Source organism: Bradyrhizobium sp. BRP23 (assembly GCF_020194135.1).
GTDB lineage: Bacteria > Pseudomonadota > Alphaproteobacteria > Rhizobiales > Xanthobacteraceae > Bradyrhizobium > Bradyrhizobium yuanmingense.
The window spans coordinates 690,071-706,220 of record NZ_JADYVW010000001.1 but is presented as its reverse complement, the minus strand read 5'-3'; the positions used below and the strand labels follow the sequence as shown (position 1 = coordinate 706,220).

Sequence of the window (16,150 nt, the reverse complement as noted above, 5' to 3'; positions counted from 1 at the left end):
GAATTCAGCCGGCCAAAGTGGGGGGAGGAAGAAGCATCAGGCGTCGAGATTGTGCAGGCGCTGGCGGTTGCGCAGCACGATCTGGCGGGCACCGGAGAAACCGAGGATGCCCTGAGCGTGAAGCTGCGACAGCGCGCGCGACACGGTCTCCAGCGTGAGGCCGAGATAGTCGCCGATGTCGCGGCGGCACATCGGCAGCGCCATCATGCCGGCGACGGCGAGGCGGCGGTCCATTTCGAGCAGGAAGGTCGCGACGCGCTCCATCGCAGTCTTGCGGCCCAGCAGCAGCATGTGGTCCTCAGCGTGGCGCAGCTCGCCGGCGGTCATGGCCCAGAGCTTGCGGGCGACCTGCACGTCGGTGCCGGCGGCCTTTTCCAGGCTGGCGCGCTTCACGAGGCGAACGCTGGTGTCGATGATGGCTTCAGCGGCGAGGCGGTGAGCGGGACCGGATTCGAGGCCGAAGACGTCGCCGGGAAGATGGAAGGCGCCGATCTGGCGGCGGCCGTCGGAGAGAAGCTTGTAGCTGCGTACTGCGCCGGTGACGACCTGATAGACATATTCGGCCGCCTCCTCCTCGCCATAGATCTCCTCGTCCTTGCCGTAGGAGAACTCGGTGGCGACCAGACCGACATGGCCCACGATCGCGCCGAACTGGTCGGTAACAGGGTGGGCAGGGGCAATCTTGCCACCGATTTGGGTGTTGATCGCCGGGGTGTTGAGCGTCTGGGTCAGCATCTGCGCCATCTCCGTTGTGATGACGCTTTCCTACGTGGTATCGGGTGCCTCGAAAATTTAGCGAGATATCTTAAGGGGGGTGCCTTACGTAGAATCCCGTAGGTCAGGCGCGGGGGCGGTCCTTGATCGCGTGGCGGATGCACTTGACGAGGTTTTCATCCAGAAGCGGCTTCAAAACCACGTCCTTGATGCCCGCCATCGCGGCCCGGGCCGAGATGTTCTCGTCGGGATAGCCGGTGATCAGGATCACGGGCGCGTCGCGGTGGGATTTGCGAAGCCGGCCGGTCAAATCGATGCCGTTGATGTCGGGCATCTTGTAGTCGATGACGTAGCAGTCCGGCCCGGGGGCGGCGCCAAGATTGAGCAGCGCCGTGCCGCTCCTGAAGGTCCGCACGGCGAAGCCGTCGGTTTCCAACAGAAAACGCAGGGATCCGAGGACTGCGGCATCATCATCGACCACAAAGACGGTGGGTTGTGGGGAGGACGATGGCCGCGCACCATGTGGGCTGACATCAACCATGCTGTCTGGCTAGCATGGCCCCGTGAAGCCGCCTTGACCTGCCTCAATCGTTGAGCATGCCGGCGCGCATCGCGAGGCGAACCAGTTCCGAAAGGCTGCTCGCCTGCATCTTGGTCATGACGTTGGCCCGGTAGACTTCGATGGTCCGCGGGCTGATGTCGTATTCGCGGGCGATCAGCTTATTGGAGAGGCCCGCGACCAGCCCCTCCATGACCTGGCGCTCCCGCGGGCTCAAGGATGCGACGCGGGCAGCGATGTCCTGCGCGACGGCTTCGTTCCTGGCGGCGGGCTCGGCCTGGCGGAGCGCCGACTCGATCATGGCAGTGAGACGGTCGTCATCGAATGGTTTTTCCAGGAAGTCGACCGCCCCGAGCTTCATCGCCTCGACCGCCAGCGGCACGTCGCCGTGACCGGTCATGATCACGATCGGAAACGGGCTTTGCTGCGCCTTCATCCGCTTCAAGAGCTCGATGCCGTCGAGGCCGGGCATGCGCACGTCGGAGACGATGCAGCCGAAACCGAGGCCGGGCAGGGCTTCGAGAAAGGCGAGCGCGTCGTCGAACAAAGTGACGGCGAAGCCGGCGGAATCCAGCAGGAAGTTCAGCGAGTCCCGCATCGCCGCGTCGTCGTCGATGACGTAAACATTTCCCTTGGTCGTCATGGATCAGCTCTCGTCGGTTGCCGGCAGGGTGAAGCGGAACGTCGCTCCGCCCGCTGCGTTGCTCTCGGCCCACATGCGGCCGCCATGGGCCTCGATGATCGAGCGGCTGATGGAGAGTCCCACGCCCATGCCGGTGTCCTTGGTGGTGAAGAAGGTCTGGAACAGGTTTGGAATGATGTCTTCCCGGAAGCCGATGCCGGTGTCGGAGACCTCCACCTCGATCATGCCGTCGGCGACACGGGTGTTGGCGACAACGAGCTCGCGCCGCTGCGACTGCGCCATCGCCTCGAGCGCGTTGCGAAACAGGTTGACCAGCACCTGCTGAATCTGCACCCGGTCGGCGAGAACGAGGTCGGCGTCGGGATCGAGGCTGAAGCGGAGCTGCACGTTCTGCTCGCGCGCGCCGGCGAGCCCGAGCGCGCCGGCTTCCTCGATAAGCTTGGACAGGCTCTCGACCCGCTTCTCGGATTCGCCGCGGGAGACGAAGTCGCGCAGGCGGCGGATGATCTGGCCGGCGCGCAATGCCTGTTCCGCCGCGCGGTCCAGCGCGCTTTCGACCTTCGGCATGTTGGGATCGGTGCTGCCGGCGAGGAGGCGCCGCGATCCCTTCATGTAATTGCTGATCGCCGCCAGCGGCTGGTTGAGCTCGTGGGCGAGCGCGGAAGCCATCTCGCCCATCGCGGTCAGCCGCGACACGTGCACGAGCTCGGATTGCAGCTCCTGGAGCCGCGCCTGGGTCTGCTGGTGCTCGGTGAGGTCGCGGACGAAGCCGGTGAAATGGGGCTCGCCCGCGCGTTGCGTCTTCCCGACGGACAGGTGCATCGGGAAGGTCGTGCCGTCGCGGCGTTTGCCCGTCACGATCCGGCCGATGCCGATGATGTGCGGATCATTGGTCCTGAGATAGCGCGTGAGATAGCTGTCGTGACGCGACTGATCGGGCTCCGGCATGAGAATGCTCACGTTCCGGCCGATCGCTTCCTGCTTGCTGTAGCCGAACAGCCGCTCCGCCGCGCTGCTGAAGAGCTGCATGATGCCGCGTGAATCGATGACGATCATGGCATCGGGCACCGTTTCGAGAATCGAGCGAAGATGATTCTCCTGGGACCGCAGGGCCTCTTCGAGCTGCTTCTCCTCGTTGATGTCCAGGAATATCCCGCTGAGATGACGCGGCATGCCCGCATCGTCCCGGATCACGCCGGCCCTGGCCCGGATCCATTGGCCGTTTCCGGACGCGCCGCTGACCTTGAAGGACAAGTCGAGGCCCCCGCCACCTTCCGATGTGCGCCCGATCGCCTTCAGGAGGTGGTCCCGATCGCCCGGCTCCAACAGGGAAAGAAAGAGATCGTAGCTGACGGCCCGGTCCGGCTGCAGGCCGAACAGTCGCCTGGCCGTGTCCGACCAGTCGAGCTCGCGAGTCTGCAGGTCGAGGTCCCAGGTGCCGACCCCGAATCCCTCGATGCGGACTCGGAAATGCTCGCCCCGACCATCGTCTGCCGGATGGTTCCCGCGGGTCGGCGCCAAGGTTCTGCTCCTATTCTCGGCGGACCGGCAGGATGCCGTTACCGCTTCGGCAATGTCGCCCAAGGCTCGGCCGGAGGCAAGCGTGGACGTTGAATCCACTGCCGGACTCCCCATTCCGGGAGAGTGGGCAGCCAGAGACCTCGATTTGATCTAGCTCAGCCTGTTGCGCGGCAGCAGGTCTAGGATTCAAAAAATTCTGTAATGCTGGAGATCCCCGATGACATACGCCACCGTCATGGTCAGCCTGGCGCTCGATCAGCCCAACGAAGCGCGTCTTCAGGTCGCAGGCGAGCTCGCCGAACGATTCGAGGCGGCCATCGTCGGGGTCGCTGCGGCGCAGTTCGTCCCGCCGCTCTATTTCACCGACGGCGCAGAGGCGCAAGCGCTGATCGACGAGGGCGAAGCTTCGATCAAGCGGCGGCTGGCCGGGCTCGAAGCGCAATTCCGCGCCGCCGTGAAGAATCGCGGTGGGCATGCGGAGTGGCGCAGCGCGATGGATTATCCGGCCCGCTTCGTCACGGCGCAGGCGCGTTGCGCCGACATCGTCGTCAGCGGCGGGCAGAGCCCGGCCTTCTCCGATGCTTTCTCGCTGGCGAGTCCCAAGGACCTGGTGATGCAGACCGGCCGCCCGCTGCTCGTCGTTCCCGACCGGGCCAACTGGCTCGACCTGCGCAGCGTGCTGGTGGCGTGGAAGGACACGCCGGAAGCGCGGCGGGCGGTGGCGGGCGCGCTGCCGATGCTGCACAAGGCGAAGGACGTCACCATCGTGGAAATCCCGGAGCGGGGCGACGAACGTTCGGCCGTGATGGCCGGTGTCAGCGACGTTGCCGCCTGGCTCGGCCGCCACGGCATCACCGCGACTGCGCGGGTTCTCGAGGCCGCAGGAAACGAAACCCCTGCTGCGCGGTTGGAGAAAGTCGCCGGCGACACCGGCGCGGGCCTGATCGTCGCGGGCGCCTATGGTCATTCGAGATTTCGCGAACTGATCCTCGGAGGCGTCACCCAATATCTGGTGACGCAAACCGTCCGCAGCGTGCTGCTGTCGCACTGACCATCGGCTGGCCAGTTGGAGGAATCGAGGAGGACGCGCCGTGTACCAATTTCTTGAACAGACCGTCGACGGCTACATGACGCGCAACGTCAAGACGGTGCAGCGCGGCCTCGATTTGTTCCAGCTCAGCGAGATGTTCGAGACCGACGATTTCAATTCCTATCCGGTCGAAGACGACGGGCAGGTGGTCGGCATCGTGACCAAGTTCGACATCCTGAAGTGCTTCGCCTTTACGCCGAGCCAGATGTTGCCGCGCTACGACGACCTGATGAGCCGCAAGATCGGCGACGTCATGACGCCCGAGTTCATCTATGTCAGCCCCGACACGCGGCTGACGCGCGTGCTCCAGATCATGGTCGAGCACCGCATCAGGAGCATCATCGTGCTCGACGGCGCGCAGAAGCTCGCCGGCATCATCGCGCGCGAGGACGTCATTGCGGCGCTCAAGGCGACGGCGCGGGAGTGACGTCTGGATCCTTCTGTTCCAACCTCCGTGATTTCACGGAGGTTATCTATCTTTCTTCCCCTTGCGGGAGAAGGTGGCGCGAAGCGCCGAATGAGGGGTCCGCTTCAACGAAAAAACTTTTCGTGCGGAACCAACCCCTCACCCAAGTGAGTTTGCCGCACCTTTCTCGCTGCCCTCTCCCACAAGGGGAGAGGGCATTTCAACTGGCACTGCATCGGCTCACATTAACAGAAATCCATCTATCTTGATTTCAATCAATTCGCCGCGAGGGTGGATGTGGTTTCTGGCAGCGTGTTCTTTCAGAGAGAATCCGCATGAGCCAGCCCTCCATCTCAAAATCCATGACCTTCGGTGAAAGCGGCTTGGCTGTCGTATTCGCAGTCACCGCTTTCCTCTGCGTGATCGCCTCGGCCAAGGCGCTCGATGCGCCCTTCGCGTTCCACGCTGCGCTCAGCGCGGCGGCGAGCCTCGCTGCGGTGTTCTTCATCGTCAACCGCTACTTCGAGCGGCCGGCGGCGCTGCCGGCCCAGGAGATCAACGGCCGCCCGAACTACAGCATGGGGCCGATCAAGTTCTCGGCCTTCATGGCGATGTTCTGGGGCATTGCCGGATTCCTCGTCGGCCTCATCATCGCCTCGCAGCTGGCCTGGCCCGCGCTGAACTTCGATCTGCCCTGGATCAGCTTCGGCCGCCTGCGTCCGCTGCACACCTCCGCCGTGATCTTCGCCTTCGGCGGCAACGTCTTGATCGCAACCTCGTTCTATGTCGTGCAGAAGTCCTGCCGCGCGCGCCTTGCCGGTGACCTCGCGCCGTGGTTCGTCGTGCTCGGCTACAACTTCTTCATCCTGATCGCCGGCACCGGCTATCTGCTCGGCGTCACCCAGTCGAAGGAATATGCCGAGCCGGAATGGTACGCCGATCTGTGGCTGACGATCGTCTGGGTCGTCTATCTGCTCGTCTTCCTTGCCACCATCTTCAAGCGCAAGGAGCCGCACATCTTCGTTGCGAACTGGTTCTATCTCGCCTTCATCGTGACGATCGCGGTGCTGCATCTCGGCAACAACCCGGCGCTGCCCGTTTCGGTGTTCGGTTCGAAGTCCTACGTCGCCTGGGGCGGCATCCAGGACGCCATGTTCCAGTGGTGGTACGGCCACAACGCGGTCGGCTTCTTCCTGACCGCCGGCTTCCTCGCCATCATGTACTACTTCATCCCGAAGCGTGCCGAGCGGCCGATCTATTCCTACCGGCTCTCGATCATCCACTTCTGGGCGCTGATCTTCCTCTACATCTGGGCAGGTCCCCACCATCTGCACTACACGGCGCTGCCGGACTGGACGCAGACGCTCGGCATGACCTTCTCGATCATGCTGTGGATGCCCTCCTGGGGCGGCATGATCAACGGCCTGATGACGCTGTCGGGTGCCTGGGACAAGCTGCGCACCGATCCCGTGCTGCGCATGCTCGTGGTCTCCGTCGCCTTCTACGGCATGTCGACCTTCGAAGGCCCGATGATGTCGATCAAGGTGGTCAACTCGCTCAGCCACTACACCGACTGGACCATCGGCCACGTGCATTCCGGCGCGCTCGGCTGGGTCGGCTTCGTCTCCTTCGGCGCGCTGTACTGCCTGGTGCCGTGGGCCTGGAATCGCAAGGGCCTCTACAGCCTCAAGCTCGTCAACTGGCACTTCTGGGTCGCCACCCTTGGCATCGTCCTCTACATCTCGGCGATGTGGGTGTCCGGCATCCTCCAGGGCCTGATGTGGCGCGCCTACACCTCGCTCGGCTTCCTCGAATATTCCTTCATCGAGACCGTCGAGGCGATGCATCCCTTCTACATCATCCGTGCCGCAGGCGGCGGCCTGTTCCTGATCGGCTCGCTGATCATGGCCTACAATCTCTGGATGACGGTTCGCGTCGGCGAACAGGAAGTCCAGATGCCCGTCGCTCTTCAGCCGGCGGAATGAGGAGCTCAAGCAATGTCGTTCTGGACACGTCACCAAATCTTCGAAAAGAACTCGATCATCCTGATTGTCGGCATCCTGCTGGTGGTCGCGGTCGGTGGTCTCGTCGAGATCACTCCGCTGTTCTACCTCAAGAGCACGATCGAGAAGGTCGATGGGGTCAGGCCCTACACGCCGCTGGAGCTGGCGGGGCGCAACGTCTATGTCCGCGAGGGCTGCTATCTCTGCCATTCGCAGATGGTCCGGCCCTTGCGCGACGAGGTCGAGCGCTACGGCCATTTCTCGCTCGCCGCCGAGAGCATGTACGATCACCCGTTCCAGTGGGGCTCCAAGCGCACCGGCCCGGATCTCGCCCGTGTCGGCGCCAAATATTCCGACGAGTGGCACGTCACCCATCTGGCCAACCCGCGCGCGATCGTGCCGCAGTCCGTGATGCCCGGCTATCCGTTCCTCAGCAAGGCCGAGATCGACCCGGATGCGATCGCCGGCGACATGCGCACCCTCAGGACCGTCGGCGTGCCCTATAGCGACGAGCAGCTCGCCAATGCCGCCGCCGACCTGAAGGCCCAGGCCGATCCGGACAATGCCGGCACCGACGCCTTCACCAAGCGCTACGCCAAGGCCGTCGTACGCAATTTCGACGGCAAGACCGGCACGCCGACCGAGATGGACGCGCTGGTCGCGTACCTGCAGATGCTCGGCACGCTGGTCGACTTCAAGATCTACAACGAGAAAGCCAATCTTCGCTGAGAAGGCATGAACGATGAAAGCCATCCTGACCGTCCATAATCTTGCGTCCGATCTCGTGACGACGATCTGGACACCGGTGTTCGTCGCGATCTTTCTCGCGATCATCGCCTACGCATTTTGGCCCCGTAACAAGGCTGCGTTCGACAAGGCAGCGCACCTGCCCTTGCGGGAGGAGTGAGAAAACATGACCGATCATTCTAGCGACATCGATTCCGTCTCCGGCAAGTCCACGACCGGACACGAGTGGGACGGCATCAAGGAGCTCAACACGCCGCTGCCGCGGTGGTGGGTGATCACCTTCTATCTCACCATCGTCTGGTCGATCGGCTACTGGATCGTCTATCCGGCCTGGCCGCTGATCCAAAGCAACACCACCGGCCTGTTCGGCTATTCCTCGCGCGCCGACGTCGCGGTCGAGCTCGCCAACCTCGAGAAGATCCGGGGTGACAAGATGGCGGCGCTGGGCTCGGCCTCGCTCGCCGACATCCAGAAGGATCCGGCTCTGCTGGCGCTTGCGCGCGCCAAGGGCAAGACGGTGTTCGGCGACAATTGCGCGCCGTGCCACGGCACGGGGGCGACGGGGTCCAAGGGCTATCCCAACCTGAACGACGACGAATGGCTGTGGGGCGGCTCGCTCGACCAGATCATGCAGACCATCCAGTTCGGCGTGCGGTCGGGCCATGCCAAGACCCATGAGGGGCAGATGCTCGCCTTCGGCAAGGATGGCGTGCTGAAGGGCGACGAGATCGTCACCGCCGCCAATTACGTGCGGTCGCTGTCGGGCCTGTCGACCCGCAACGGCTATGACGCCGCCAAGGGCCAGAAGATCTTTGCGGAGAATTGCGCCGCCTGCCACGGCGACGCCGGCAAGGGCAACCAGGAGATGGGCGCACCTGATCTGACCGACAAGATCTGGCTCTACGGCTCCGACGAGGCGAGCCTGATCGAGACCATCGGCCAGGGCCGCGCCGGCGTGATGCCGGCCTGGGAAGGCCGGCTCGATCCCGCCACCATCAAGGCGATGGCGGTCTACGTCCACTCGCTCGGCGGCGGCAAATAGGCCGATCCGCGACCGACGACTTCCGGCGGGGGCGAAGAAAAGCGCCCCCGTTTGCGTTGGATCAACCCGCGCGGCGGTGCCGGGTCTAGGTTTAATCGCACCTTTGAAGAAGCTCGAGGCGATGAACAAGACCGTCAATCCGAACGAACTGAAGCCCGCGGACGACGTCGGGCCGCTCTATGCGGCCCGCAAGAAGGTCTATCCCCAGAGCGTCTCCGGTACTTTCCGCCGGATCAAATGGGGCCTGATGGCATTCTGCCTCGGCGTCTACTACTTCCTGCCCTTCGTGCGCTGGAATCGCGGTCTCGGTGCGCCGAGCCAGGCGGTGCTGATCGATCTTCCCAACAGCCGCTTCTATTTCTTCTTCATCGAGCTGTGGCCGCAGGAGGTCTATTACTTCACGGGCCTGTTGATCGTCGCCGCGGTGGCGCTGTTCCTGATGAACTCCATCGGCGGGCGGATCTGGTGCGGCTATCTCTGTCCGCAGACGGTGTGGACCGACCTGTTCTACGCGGTCGAACGCCTGATCGAGGGCGACCGGCGCGAGCGGATGAAGAAGGACAAATCGTCCGATCCGATGAAGCTGGAGCGCATCTCCGAGATCGTGCTCAAGCATTCGATCTGGCTCATGATCGCCTGGTGGACCGGCGGCGCCTGGGTGCTCTATTTCAACGACGCGCCGACCCTGGTGAAGGAGCTCGTCACCTTCCAGGGGCCGATGCTCGCCTATATCTGGATCGGCATCCTCACCGCGACGACCTATCTGCTCGCCGGCTTCATGCGCGAGCAGGTCTGCACCTATATGTGTCCGTGGCCGCGCATTCAGGCCGCACTCACCGACGAATGGGCGCTCAACGTCACCTATCGCTATGACCGCGGCGAGAAGCGCACCTCGGTGAAAAAGGCCGCCGAGCTGCGCGCCCTCGGCCAGCAGGTCGGCGATTGCGTCGACTGCTACCAATGCGTCGCGGTCTGCCCGACCGGCATCGACATCCGCAACGGGCCGCAGATGGAATGCATCCAGTGCGGCCTCTGCATCGACGCATGCGACAACGTGATGACAAAGATCGGCCGGCCGAAGCGGCTGATCGGCTACGACAACGACATCAACATCCATCGCCGCCAGGAAGGCAAGGCGCCGATCTACCGGATCGTCCGGCCTCGCACCGTCGTCTATAGTGCCATTATCGCGGCCGTCGGCGGCTTCATGATCTATACGCTGGCGACCCGCAGCCTGCTCGACGTCAACGTGCTGCACGACCGCAACCCGGTCGCGGTCAAGCTGAGCGACGGCTCGATCCGCAACGCCTATACGGTGCGGCTGCTGAACAAGAGCGGCTACGACCGCGTCATCGCGATCGACGTCGAGGGGCCCGTGAACCCCACGATGCACGTCGTCGGCATCGATTCGGTCACGCCGGACCGTCCGATCATCGTGATCCCGCGCGATGCGACCAGCGAGCTGCGGCTGCTGGTCACCGCGCCGGCCGAAAACAATCCGGAGAAATCGATTCCGGTCCGCTTCCACGTCATGGACATCGGGCTCGGCGTCGCCGCGAGCGCCACCGACAATTTTGTCGCGCCGTAAGATCAGGAGACCACCATGTCATCCAAGCCGCTGACCGGAACCAAGGTCTTCCTGATGCTGGTCGCTTTCTTCGGCCTCGTGATCGGCGTCAATGCCACCATGATGAAGCTCGCCATCGCAACGCTGCCCGGCACCGACGTCGACAGCCCCTATGCCGCGGGCCTCGTCTACGATCGCGAGATCTCGGCGGCGCAGGACCAGGCCGCGCGGAAGTGGAAGGTCAACGCCCATGTCGAGCGCCGCAACGACGGCGGCGCCTCGGTCCAGGTCGAGGCCCGCGACGCCGGCGGCCAGCCGATCTCCGGGCTGAAGTTCGGCGGCCGGCTGGAGCGGCCGACCGACAAGCGCGCCGACCTCGCCGTCGAGCTCAGCGAAGCCGGCATCGGCCTCTATCGCGGCAATGCGGCGTCCGTCGCGCCGGGCCAATGGGACCTGGTGATCGAGGGCGAGGCGCGGGGGACGCGCGTGTTCATGTCGCGCAACCGCGTGATCCTGAACTGAAGGATTCCGTCATGCAGGTCACGCGCGATTTCTCTCACTACGTCCGCGATGCGGGCGAGGGCCTCCGGCACATCGATCTCGCCGTCGAGGGCGTTCACTGCGCCGGCTGCATGGCCAAGATCGAGCGCGGGCTCTCGGCCATCCCCGACGTCACCCTGGCCCGCGTCAACCTCACCGACCGCCGCGTTGCGCTGGAATGGAAGGCGGGTACGCTCGACCCCGGCCGCTTCATCGATCGGCTCGAGGAGCTCGGCTACAAGGCCTATCCGTTCGAGACCGAGAGCGCGGAGGTGGCCGAGGTCGCCGAATCCCGCTTCCTGCTGCGCTGCCTCGGGGTCGCCGCGTTCGCCACCATGAACGTGATGATGCTGTCGATCCCGGTGTGGTCCGGCAACGTCTCGGACATGCTGCCGGAGCAGCGCGACTTCTTCCACTGGCTGTCGGCGCTGATCGCGCTGCCGGCGGCGGCCTATGCCGGCCAGCCGTTCTTCCGCTCGGCCTGGCGCGCTCTGTCGGCCAAGACCACCAACATGGACGTGCCGATTTCGATCGGCGTGATCCTGGCGCTCGGCATGTCCGTGGTCGAGACCATCCACCACGCCGAGCATGCCTATTTCGACGCCGCGATCATGCTGCTGACCTTCCTCCTGGTCGGCCGCTTCCTCGACCAGAACATGCGGCGGCGGACCCGTGCGGTCGCCGGCAATCTCGCCGCGCTGAAGGCTGAGACGGCCGCGAAGTTCATCGGGCCTGACGAGATCTCGCAGGTGCCGGTGGCGGCGATCAATCCGGGCGACATCGTGCTGCTCCGGCCCGGCGAGCGCTGCGCGGTCGACGGCACCGTGATCGAAGGGCGTTCCGAGATCGACCAGAGCCTGATCACCGGCGAGACGCTCTATGTCACGGCCGAGCAGGGCACGCCGGTCTATGCGGGATCGATGAACATCTCCGGCAGCTTGCGGGTGCGAGTCTCGGCCGCCTCCGAGGCGACGCTGCTCGCCGAGATCACGCGGCTGCTCGACAACGCGCTCCAGGCGCGCTCGCGCTACATGCGCCTTGCCGACCGGGCCTCGCGGCTCTATGCGCCGGTGGTGCATGCGACCGCGCTCCTGACCATTCTCGGATGGGTCCTCGCCGGTGCGAGCTGGCACGATGCGATCGTGACCGGCGTCGCCGTGCTGATCATCACCTGTCCCTGCGCCCTAGGGCTTGCGATCCCGACGGTGCAGACGGTGGCCTCGGGCGCGATGTTCAAGGCCGGTGTGCTGCTCAATGCGGGCGATGCGATCGAGCGGCTGGCTGAAGCCGACCATGTGATCTTTGACAAGACCGGCACGCTGACGCTGCCCGAGCTCGAAGTGATGAATGCCGCCGACATTCCCGCCGATGTCTTCGAACTCGCCGGCCGGCTCGCACTGTCGAGCCATCACCCGGTGGCTGCCGCCGTCGCGCAAGCTGCCGGTGCGAAGTCTCCGATCCTCAGTGCGGTGGAGGAGGCCGGGCAGGGTGTCCGTGCGACCGTCGACGGCCTCGAGCTTCGCCTCGGCCGTCCCTCCTTCTGCGGTGCCGAGGCGCTGGTCGGCAGCGCCTTGGTCGATCCCGAAGCTTCCATCGTCGCGTTCAGCAAGGGCAGCGAAAAATTCATCCTCTCGGTTCGCCAGGGCTTGCGACCCGATGCCAAGGCGGTGATCGCGGCTCTGAAGGCGCGTAACATCGGCGTCGAGATCCTGTCCGGCGATCGCGAGCCGGCCGTGAAGGCGGCGGCGCATGCGCTCGACATCCCCGAATGGCGCGCCGGCGTCACCCCGGCCGACAAGATCGCGCGGATCGAGGAGCTGAAGCGGCGCGGCGCGAAAGTGCTGATGGTCGGCGACGGCATGAACGATGCGCCCTCACTCGCCGCGGCCCATGTCTCGATGTCGCCGATCTCGGCCGCGCATCTCAGCCAGGCCACCGCCGATCTCGTCTTCCTCGGCCGGCCGCTGGCTCCCGTCGTCGTCGCCATCGACGCCTCGCGCAAGGCGCTGCATTTGATGCGGCAGAACCTCTGGCTTGCGATCGGCTACAATGTGCTCGCGGTGCCGGTTGCGATCAGCGGCGTCGTGACGCCCCTGATCGCCGCTGCCGCCATGAGCGGATCGTCGATCCTGGTGATGCTGAACTCGCTGCGCGCCCGCAGCGCCTCGCGGGAGATCGTGTAATGGAGATACTGGTCATCCTGGTCCCGCTGGCATTGATGCTCGGAGGTGCCGGTCTCGTCGCTTTCCTGTGGTCGCTCAGGAGCGGCCAGTACGACGATCTCGACGGCGCCGCCTGGCGCGCGATCGCCGACGACGAGCCGCCGCAGGAAGCGCCGGCCAAGCGCTAGCGTTTCAGGGCGAATGTAAGCAGGGCTGCGGCAGCGAGCGCCGCGCCCACGCCGAATACGCACGCCTGCCATCCGAAAGCGTCGAACAGGCGCCCGAGCACGGCGGTGCCGACCAGTCCGCCGCAGAAGTAACACGTAAGATAGATCCCGCTGGCGATGCCGCGATTGTCGGCTGCGGCCTGTCCGACGAAACCCGTCGCGGCGGCCTGTGCGAAGAATGTGCCGACCCCGACCAGGACCATGCCGGCGAGCACTTCGCCCAGACGCGGCGACAGCATCAAGGGCAGGCCGAGCCCGGCAACAGCGAGCGCGCCCCAGATCGTGGGCCGCGTTCCCAGCCGGGCCGCCACCCTGCCGGCCAGAAGCGTCGTGACGATCGACGGCAGGAAGACGAAATAGACGAGGCCGAGATCCATCATGCCGAGCGACAGCGGCGGCCGCACCAGCACGAAATTGACGTAGGTGAAGGTACCGATGAAGGCGAACAGGATGCAGAAGCCGATGCCGAAAGAGGCGCGCAGCTGCGGATTGCGCCAATGCGCGATGGTGGCGGCGAGCGGCGCAGCCGCCGGCATCATCGCATGCATCGGCCGCACGCGGTTGACGGTGAAATAGACCAGCGCTGCGCCGGTAAGATTGAGCGCCGCGAAGAAGTAGAAGTTCCAGGCGAGGCCGAGGCCATCGGCCAATGCGGCCGAGATCAGCCGGCCGACGAGATTGCTGGCGACATTGCCGGTGATGTAGGCGGCAAAGGCGCCGCCGGCGTCCATGGCGCTGCATTGCTCGCCGAGATAGGCGAGGGTGAGCGCGAAGGCGGACGCCATGCACAGGCCCTGCGCGACCCGCAACGCGGTGAAGACGGCAAGAGTGGGCGCGACAGCTAGCAGGCTGGTGGGGACCGCAAGCAGGGCCAGGCTGAGCAGGATGCCCGTTCGCCGGTCGATGCGCGGGCTGAAGAAGCCGACGACGAGGCTGGCTGCGGCCATGCCGAAGGTGCTGGCATTGACGGCAAAGCCCATTGCCGCGGGTGTGACGCCGTAGTGCCGTGTCAGCGAGGGCAGGATCGCCTGCGTCGCGAAGAGATCGACGACCGTCAGGAATGCGGTGAGGCCGATCACGAGCGAGCGAAACGCGAAGCCAGGGGAATGCGCATTCATCGTCGTCGCGGTCGGTTTGATCGATGCGGAAAGATCGGTCATGTCGTTGCGCTCCCTCATGCCCTGGCATGCCCCGAGCGCGCCTCGTCCTTCGAGACGACCGCGGAGCCTGTCATTGGGCCGCGCTCTGCGCGGACCCGGTGGCGGTCTCCTCAGGATGAGGCTAAGCGACATCGTGGCCGCCGAGGCTGCTGCCGCACACTCCGTCCTCATCCTGAGGAGCCCGCCTGAAGCGGGCGTCTCGAAGGATGGCCGCACGGAATTACATATGGCGGTCGTTGGGATCCTTGCGGACGTCGCCGACATAGAGAATGACGGTCTCCTTGCCGAGGTTCTTCCACCAGTGCGAGGTGCCGTGGACTTCGGGGCGGATGTCGCCGGCCTTGTGCACGATCGGGTCGACGCAGTTGGAGGCGTATTCGACGATCTTGCCCTGCTGCACGAAGATCAGGGCCGGACGGTCGTCATGGCTGTGCCAGGGCACGATGCCGCCGGGCTCGATGGTCAGCTTGCGGAAGCGCAGCTCGCGGCCCTCAATACGGGCGGGCTGCTTGCCGAGATCGATCGCGCCGAGCGTCACGTCGGTAACGCCGACAGGCTTGTAGTCGACCATCGGCTGCGCATTCGGCTTGGTCTTGCCGGCCGGACATTCGCCGGCGAAAACCGGCGTCGCAAATGTCAGCGCGCCGAGAACGGCAACGCCTGTCCAAACCACGCGCGACATTGTGAGATGGCTAGACATGGAAAGTCTCCTCTGTTGGCCGCGAGCCCTGATGGCCGCGGGCTATGGCAGGAGCTTCGTCGAGACCTTTTCCATGTTGAAATGCCGGCTTGCTTTCGATGCGATAGCCCCGCGCTATGCCGATAGGCGGCAGCTATCGAACCGATTGGGCATCGGCATTTCCGCTTTCGCAGCATCCGGCGTCCGATGCCAGCACGCCCGATTGCGGTCGCCCCTTGCGGGCGGACGAACCGGGAAACTAATATTCGCCCGCAAGGAAGCCGGAGCAGGAAGATGACGTCTCTCTCGCCAGCCGATGCCGAACAGCTCAGGCTCGCGTTCCAGCGCTGCCGCGACATGGACAGCACGCTGAACGAACAGCTCCGCGCCTATGCAGATGCCAGCCGCGAGGTCTTTCCGGCCTATGGCGAGGCGGTCGATCGCCTGGTCGCGCGATTGAGCGACAACGGCGGCGGCGAGACCGCGCCGCGGCCGGGCGACCCGATGCCGCCGTTCATGCTGCCCGACGAGGGTGGCCGTCTCGTGTCGCTGCCCTCGCTGCTGGAGGGAGGCCCCGTCGCGGTGATGTTCTTCCGCGGCCATTGGTGTCCCTATTGCCGGCTCAATGTCCGCGCCGTGGTCCAGGCGCTGGACCGCATCAAGGCGATGGGGGCGCAGGTTGTCGCGATCGTGCCGGAGACGCAGGAATATACCGGGCAGCTCAAGGCCGAATCCGGCGCGCCGTTTCCGATCCTGACGGATCTCGACAACGGCTATGCGCTGTCGCTCGACCTCGCGATCTGGTTAGGTGCCGAGATCCAGCAATTGCTGTCCTATCAGGACATGGCGAAATTCCACGGCAATGACGGCTGGATGCTGCCGATCCCGGCCGTGTTCCTGGTCGGACGCGACGGCATCGTGAAAGCCCGCTTTGTCGATCCGGATTTCCGCAAGCGCATGGAGATCGAGGATCTGATCGAAGCGCTGGAGCGCGCGAGCCAGGAGAATTGAGCTACGCTTTCTTCCTTCTCCCCTTGTGGGAGAAGGTGGCGCGAAGCGCCGGATGAGGGGTTGCCTCCGCAATCACAAA

Annotated in this window: 17 protein-coding genes; 11 read left to right on the top strand and 6 right to left on the bottom strand. The window is 64.9% G+C overall.

Annotated elements, in window-relative coordinates:
* Positions 1 to 36 precede the first annotated feature (36 nt).
* From I6F24_RS03215 to fixL, 4 genes are all read right to left on the bottom strand, one after another.
* Entirely contained in the window at positions 37 to 735 is a 699-nt protein-coding gene (locus I6F24_RS03215) for a helix-turn-helix domain-containing protein (RefSeq protein ID WP_036025973.1), read from the bottom strand.
* A 103-nt stretch (positions 736 to 838) separates the two neighbouring features.
* Positions 839 to 1,255 (bottom strand): response regulator, encoded by a 417-nt coding sequence (locus I6F24_RS03210; protein ID WP_036025947.1) that lies wholly within the window; start codon positions 1,253 to 1,255, stop codon positions 839 to 841.
* A 43-nt stretch (positions 1,256 to 1,298) separates the two neighbouring features.
* The gene (fixJ, locus tag I6F24_RS03205; RefSeq protein WP_036025946.1) at positions 1,299 to 1,916 is read right to left on the bottom strand and encodes a response regulator FixJ; all 618 of its coding nucleotides are present in this window, start codon (positions 1,914 to 1,916) and stop codon (positions 1,299 to 1,301) included.
* A 3-nt stretch (positions 1,917 to 1,919) separates the two neighbouring features.
* Positions 1,920 to 3,437 carry a sensor protein FixL gene (gene fixL / locus I6F24_RS03200; RefSeq protein ID WP_074447512.1) on the bottom strand — a complete coding sequence of 506 codons (1,518 nt, stop codon included), beginning with the start codon at positions 3,435 to 3,437 and terminating at the stop codon, positions 1,920 to 1,922.
* 217 nt (positions 3,438 to 3,654) lie between these two features.
* Between fixL and I6F24_RS03195 the strand changes: the two genes are divergently transcribed.
* The 10 genes from I6F24_RS03195 to ccoS all read left to right on the top strand — a co-directional run bounded on the left by I6F24_RS03195 (position 3,655) and on the right by ccoS (position 13,182).
* Entirely contained in the window at positions 3,655 to 4,488 is an 834-nt protein-coding gene (locus I6F24_RS03195; RefSeq protein WP_036004402.1) for a universal stress protein, read from the top strand.
* A 40-nt stretch (positions 4,489 to 4,528) separates the two neighbouring features.
* Positions 4,529 to 4,954, top strand: coding sequence for a CBS domain-containing protein (locus tag I6F24_RS03190; protein ID WP_036004405.1), 426 nt, complete (start codon positions 4,529 to 4,531; stop codon positions 4,952 to 4,954).
* A gap of 314 nt (positions 4,955 to 5,268) precedes the next feature.
* On the top strand, positions 5,269 to 6,918 hold the full coding sequence (ccoN, locus tag I6F24_RS03185; RefSeq protein WP_036025944.1) for a cytochrome-c oxidase, cbb3-type subunit I: 1,650 nt from the start codon (positions 5,269 to 5,271) through the stop codon (positions 6,916 to 6,918).
* Positions 6,919 to 6,930: 12 nt separating this feature from the next.
* Positions 6,931 to 7,665, top strand: a complete 735-nt coding sequence (ccoO, locus tag I6F24_RS03180; protein ID WP_036025943.1) for a cytochrome-c oxidase, cbb3-type subunit II — start codon at positions 6,931 to 6,933, stop codon at positions 7,663 to 7,665.
* Positions 7,666 to 7,678: 13 nt separating this feature from the next.
* Positions 7,679 to 7,843 (top strand): cbb3-type cytochrome c oxidase subunit 3, encoded by a 165-nt coding sequence (locus I6F24_RS03175; RefSeq protein WP_025034779.1) that lies wholly within the window; start codon positions 7,679 to 7,681, stop codon positions 7,841 to 7,843.
* A 6-nt stretch (positions 7,844 to 7,849) separates the two neighbouring features.
* The gene (gene ccoP / locus I6F24_RS03170) at positions 7,850 to 8,725 is read left to right on the top strand and encodes a cytochrome-c oxidase, cbb3-type subunit III (protein ID WP_225143672.1); all 876 of its coding nucleotides are present in this window, start codon (positions 7,850 to 7,852) and stop codon (positions 8,723 to 8,725) included.
* A gap of 121 nt (positions 8,726 to 8,846) precedes the next feature.
* On the top strand, positions 8,847 to 10,313 hold the full coding sequence (gene ccoG, locus I6F24_RS03165; RefSeq protein WP_036037795.1) for a cytochrome c oxidase accessory protein CcoG: 1,467 nt from the start codon (positions 8,847 to 8,849) through the stop codon (positions 10,311 to 10,313).
* A gap of 15 nt (positions 10,314 to 10,328) precedes the next feature.
* A complete protein-coding gene (locus I6F24_RS03160) occupies positions 10,329 to 10,814 on the top strand; it encodes a FixH family protein (RefSeq protein ID WP_057026793.1) in 486 nt (161 codons plus the stop codon).
* An 11-nt stretch (positions 10,815 to 10,825) separates the two neighbouring features.
* Positions 10,826 to 13,015 carry a cation-translocating P-type ATPase gene (locus I6F24_RS03155; RefSeq protein WP_225149952.1) on the top strand — a complete coding sequence of 730 codons (2,190 nt, stop codon included), beginning with the start codon at positions 10,826 to 10,828 and terminating at the stop codon, positions 13,013 to 13,015.
* Positions 13,015 to 13,182 carry a cbb3-type cytochrome oxidase assembly protein CcoS gene (ccoS, locus tag I6F24_RS03150; protein ID WP_008550618.1) on the top strand — a complete coding sequence of 56 codons (168 nt, stop codon included), beginning with the start codon at positions 13,015 to 13,017 and terminating at the stop codon, positions 13,180 to 13,182. The genes I6F24_RS03155 and ccoS overlap by 1 nt, the downstream gene beginning before the upstream one ends.
* Here the strand turns inward: ccoS and I6F24_RS03145 are convergent.
* Together I6F24_RS03145 and I6F24_RS03140 are read right to left on the bottom strand one after the other, a co-directional pair.
* A complete protein-coding gene (locus tag I6F24_RS03145; RefSeq protein WP_225149951.1) occupies positions 13,179 to 14,381 on the bottom strand; it encodes an MFS transporter in 1,203 nt (400 codons plus the stop codon). The two genes, ccoS and I6F24_RS03145, sit on opposite strands and share 4 nt — an antisense overlap.
* 220 nt (positions 14,382 to 14,601) lie before the next feature.
* Entirely contained in the window at positions 14,602 to 15,081 is a 480-nt protein-coding gene (locus tag I6F24_RS03140; RefSeq protein WP_225149950.1) for a cupin domain-containing protein, read from the bottom strand.
* Positions 15,082 to 15,354: 273 nt separating this feature from the next.
* Here I6F24_RS03140 and I6F24_RS03135 point away from each other — a divergent pair, with 273 nt between their 5' ends.
* Positions 15,355 to 16,071: a peroxiredoxin-like family protein gene (locus tag I6F24_RS03135; protein ID WP_225112672.1), complete on the top strand. Its 717-nt coding sequence runs from the start codon at positions 15,355 to 15,357 to the stop codon at positions 16,069 to 16,071.
* Positions 16,072 to 16,150: the final 79 nt, after the last annotated feature.

Coding starts and splice junctions, on each gene's coding strand:
- I6F24_RS03215 (WP_036025973.1), bottom strand. CDS start 735: ATGCTGACCCAGACGCTCAACACCCCGGCGATCAACACCCAAATCGGT.
- I6F24_RS03145 (WP_225149951.1), bottom strand. CDS start 14,381: ATGACCGATCTTTCCGCATCGATCAAACCGACCGCGACGACGATGAAT.
- I6F24_RS03140 (WP_225149950.1), bottom strand. CDS start 15,081: ATGTCTAGCCATCTCACAATGTCGCGCGTGGTTTGGACAGGCGTTGCC.
- ccoN (WP_036025944.1), top strand. CDS start 5,269: ATGAGCCAGCCCTCCATCTCAAAATCCATGACCTTCGGTGAAAGCGGC.
- I6F24_RS03155 (WP_225149952.1), top strand. CDS start 10,826: ATGCAGGTCACGCGCGATTTCTCTCACTACGTCCGCGATGCGGGCGAG.
- I6F24_RS03175 (WP_025034779.1), top strand. CDS start 7,679: ATGAAAGCCATCCTGACCGTCCATAATCTTGCGTCCGATCTCGTGACG.
- I6F24_RS03195 (WP_036004402.1), top strand. CDS start 3,655: ATGACATACGCCACCGTCATGGTCAGCCTGGCGCTCGATCAGCCCAAC.
- fixJ (WP_036025946.1), bottom strand. CDS start 1,916: ATGACGACCAAGGGAAATGTTTACGTCATCGACGACGACGCGGCGATG.
- I6F24_RS03135 (WP_225112672.1), top strand. CDS start 15,355: ATGACGTCTCTCTCGCCAGCCGATGCCGAACAGCTCAGGCTCGCGTTC.
- I6F24_RS03210 (WP_036025947.1), bottom strand. CDS start 1,255: ATGGTTGATGTCAGCCCACATGGTGCGCGGCCATCGTCCTCCCCACAA.
- ccoG (WP_036037795.1), top strand. CDS start 8,847: ATGAACAAGACCGTCAATCCGAACGAACTGAAGCCCGCGGACGACGTC.
- ccoS (WP_008550618.1), top strand. CDS start 13,015: ATGGAGATACTGGTCATCCTGGTCCCGCTGGCATTGATGCTCGGAGGT.
- ccoP (WP_225143672.1), top strand. CDS start 7,850: ATGACCGATCATTCTAGCGACATCGATTCCGTCTCCGGCAAGTCCACG.
- I6F24_RS03160 (WP_057026793.1), top strand. CDS start 10,329: ATGTCATCCAAGCCGCTGACCGGAACCAAGGTCTTCCTGATGCTGGTC.
- ccoO (WP_036025943.1), top strand. CDS start 6,931: ATGTCGTTCTGGACACGTCACCAAATCTTCGAAAAGAACTCGATCATC.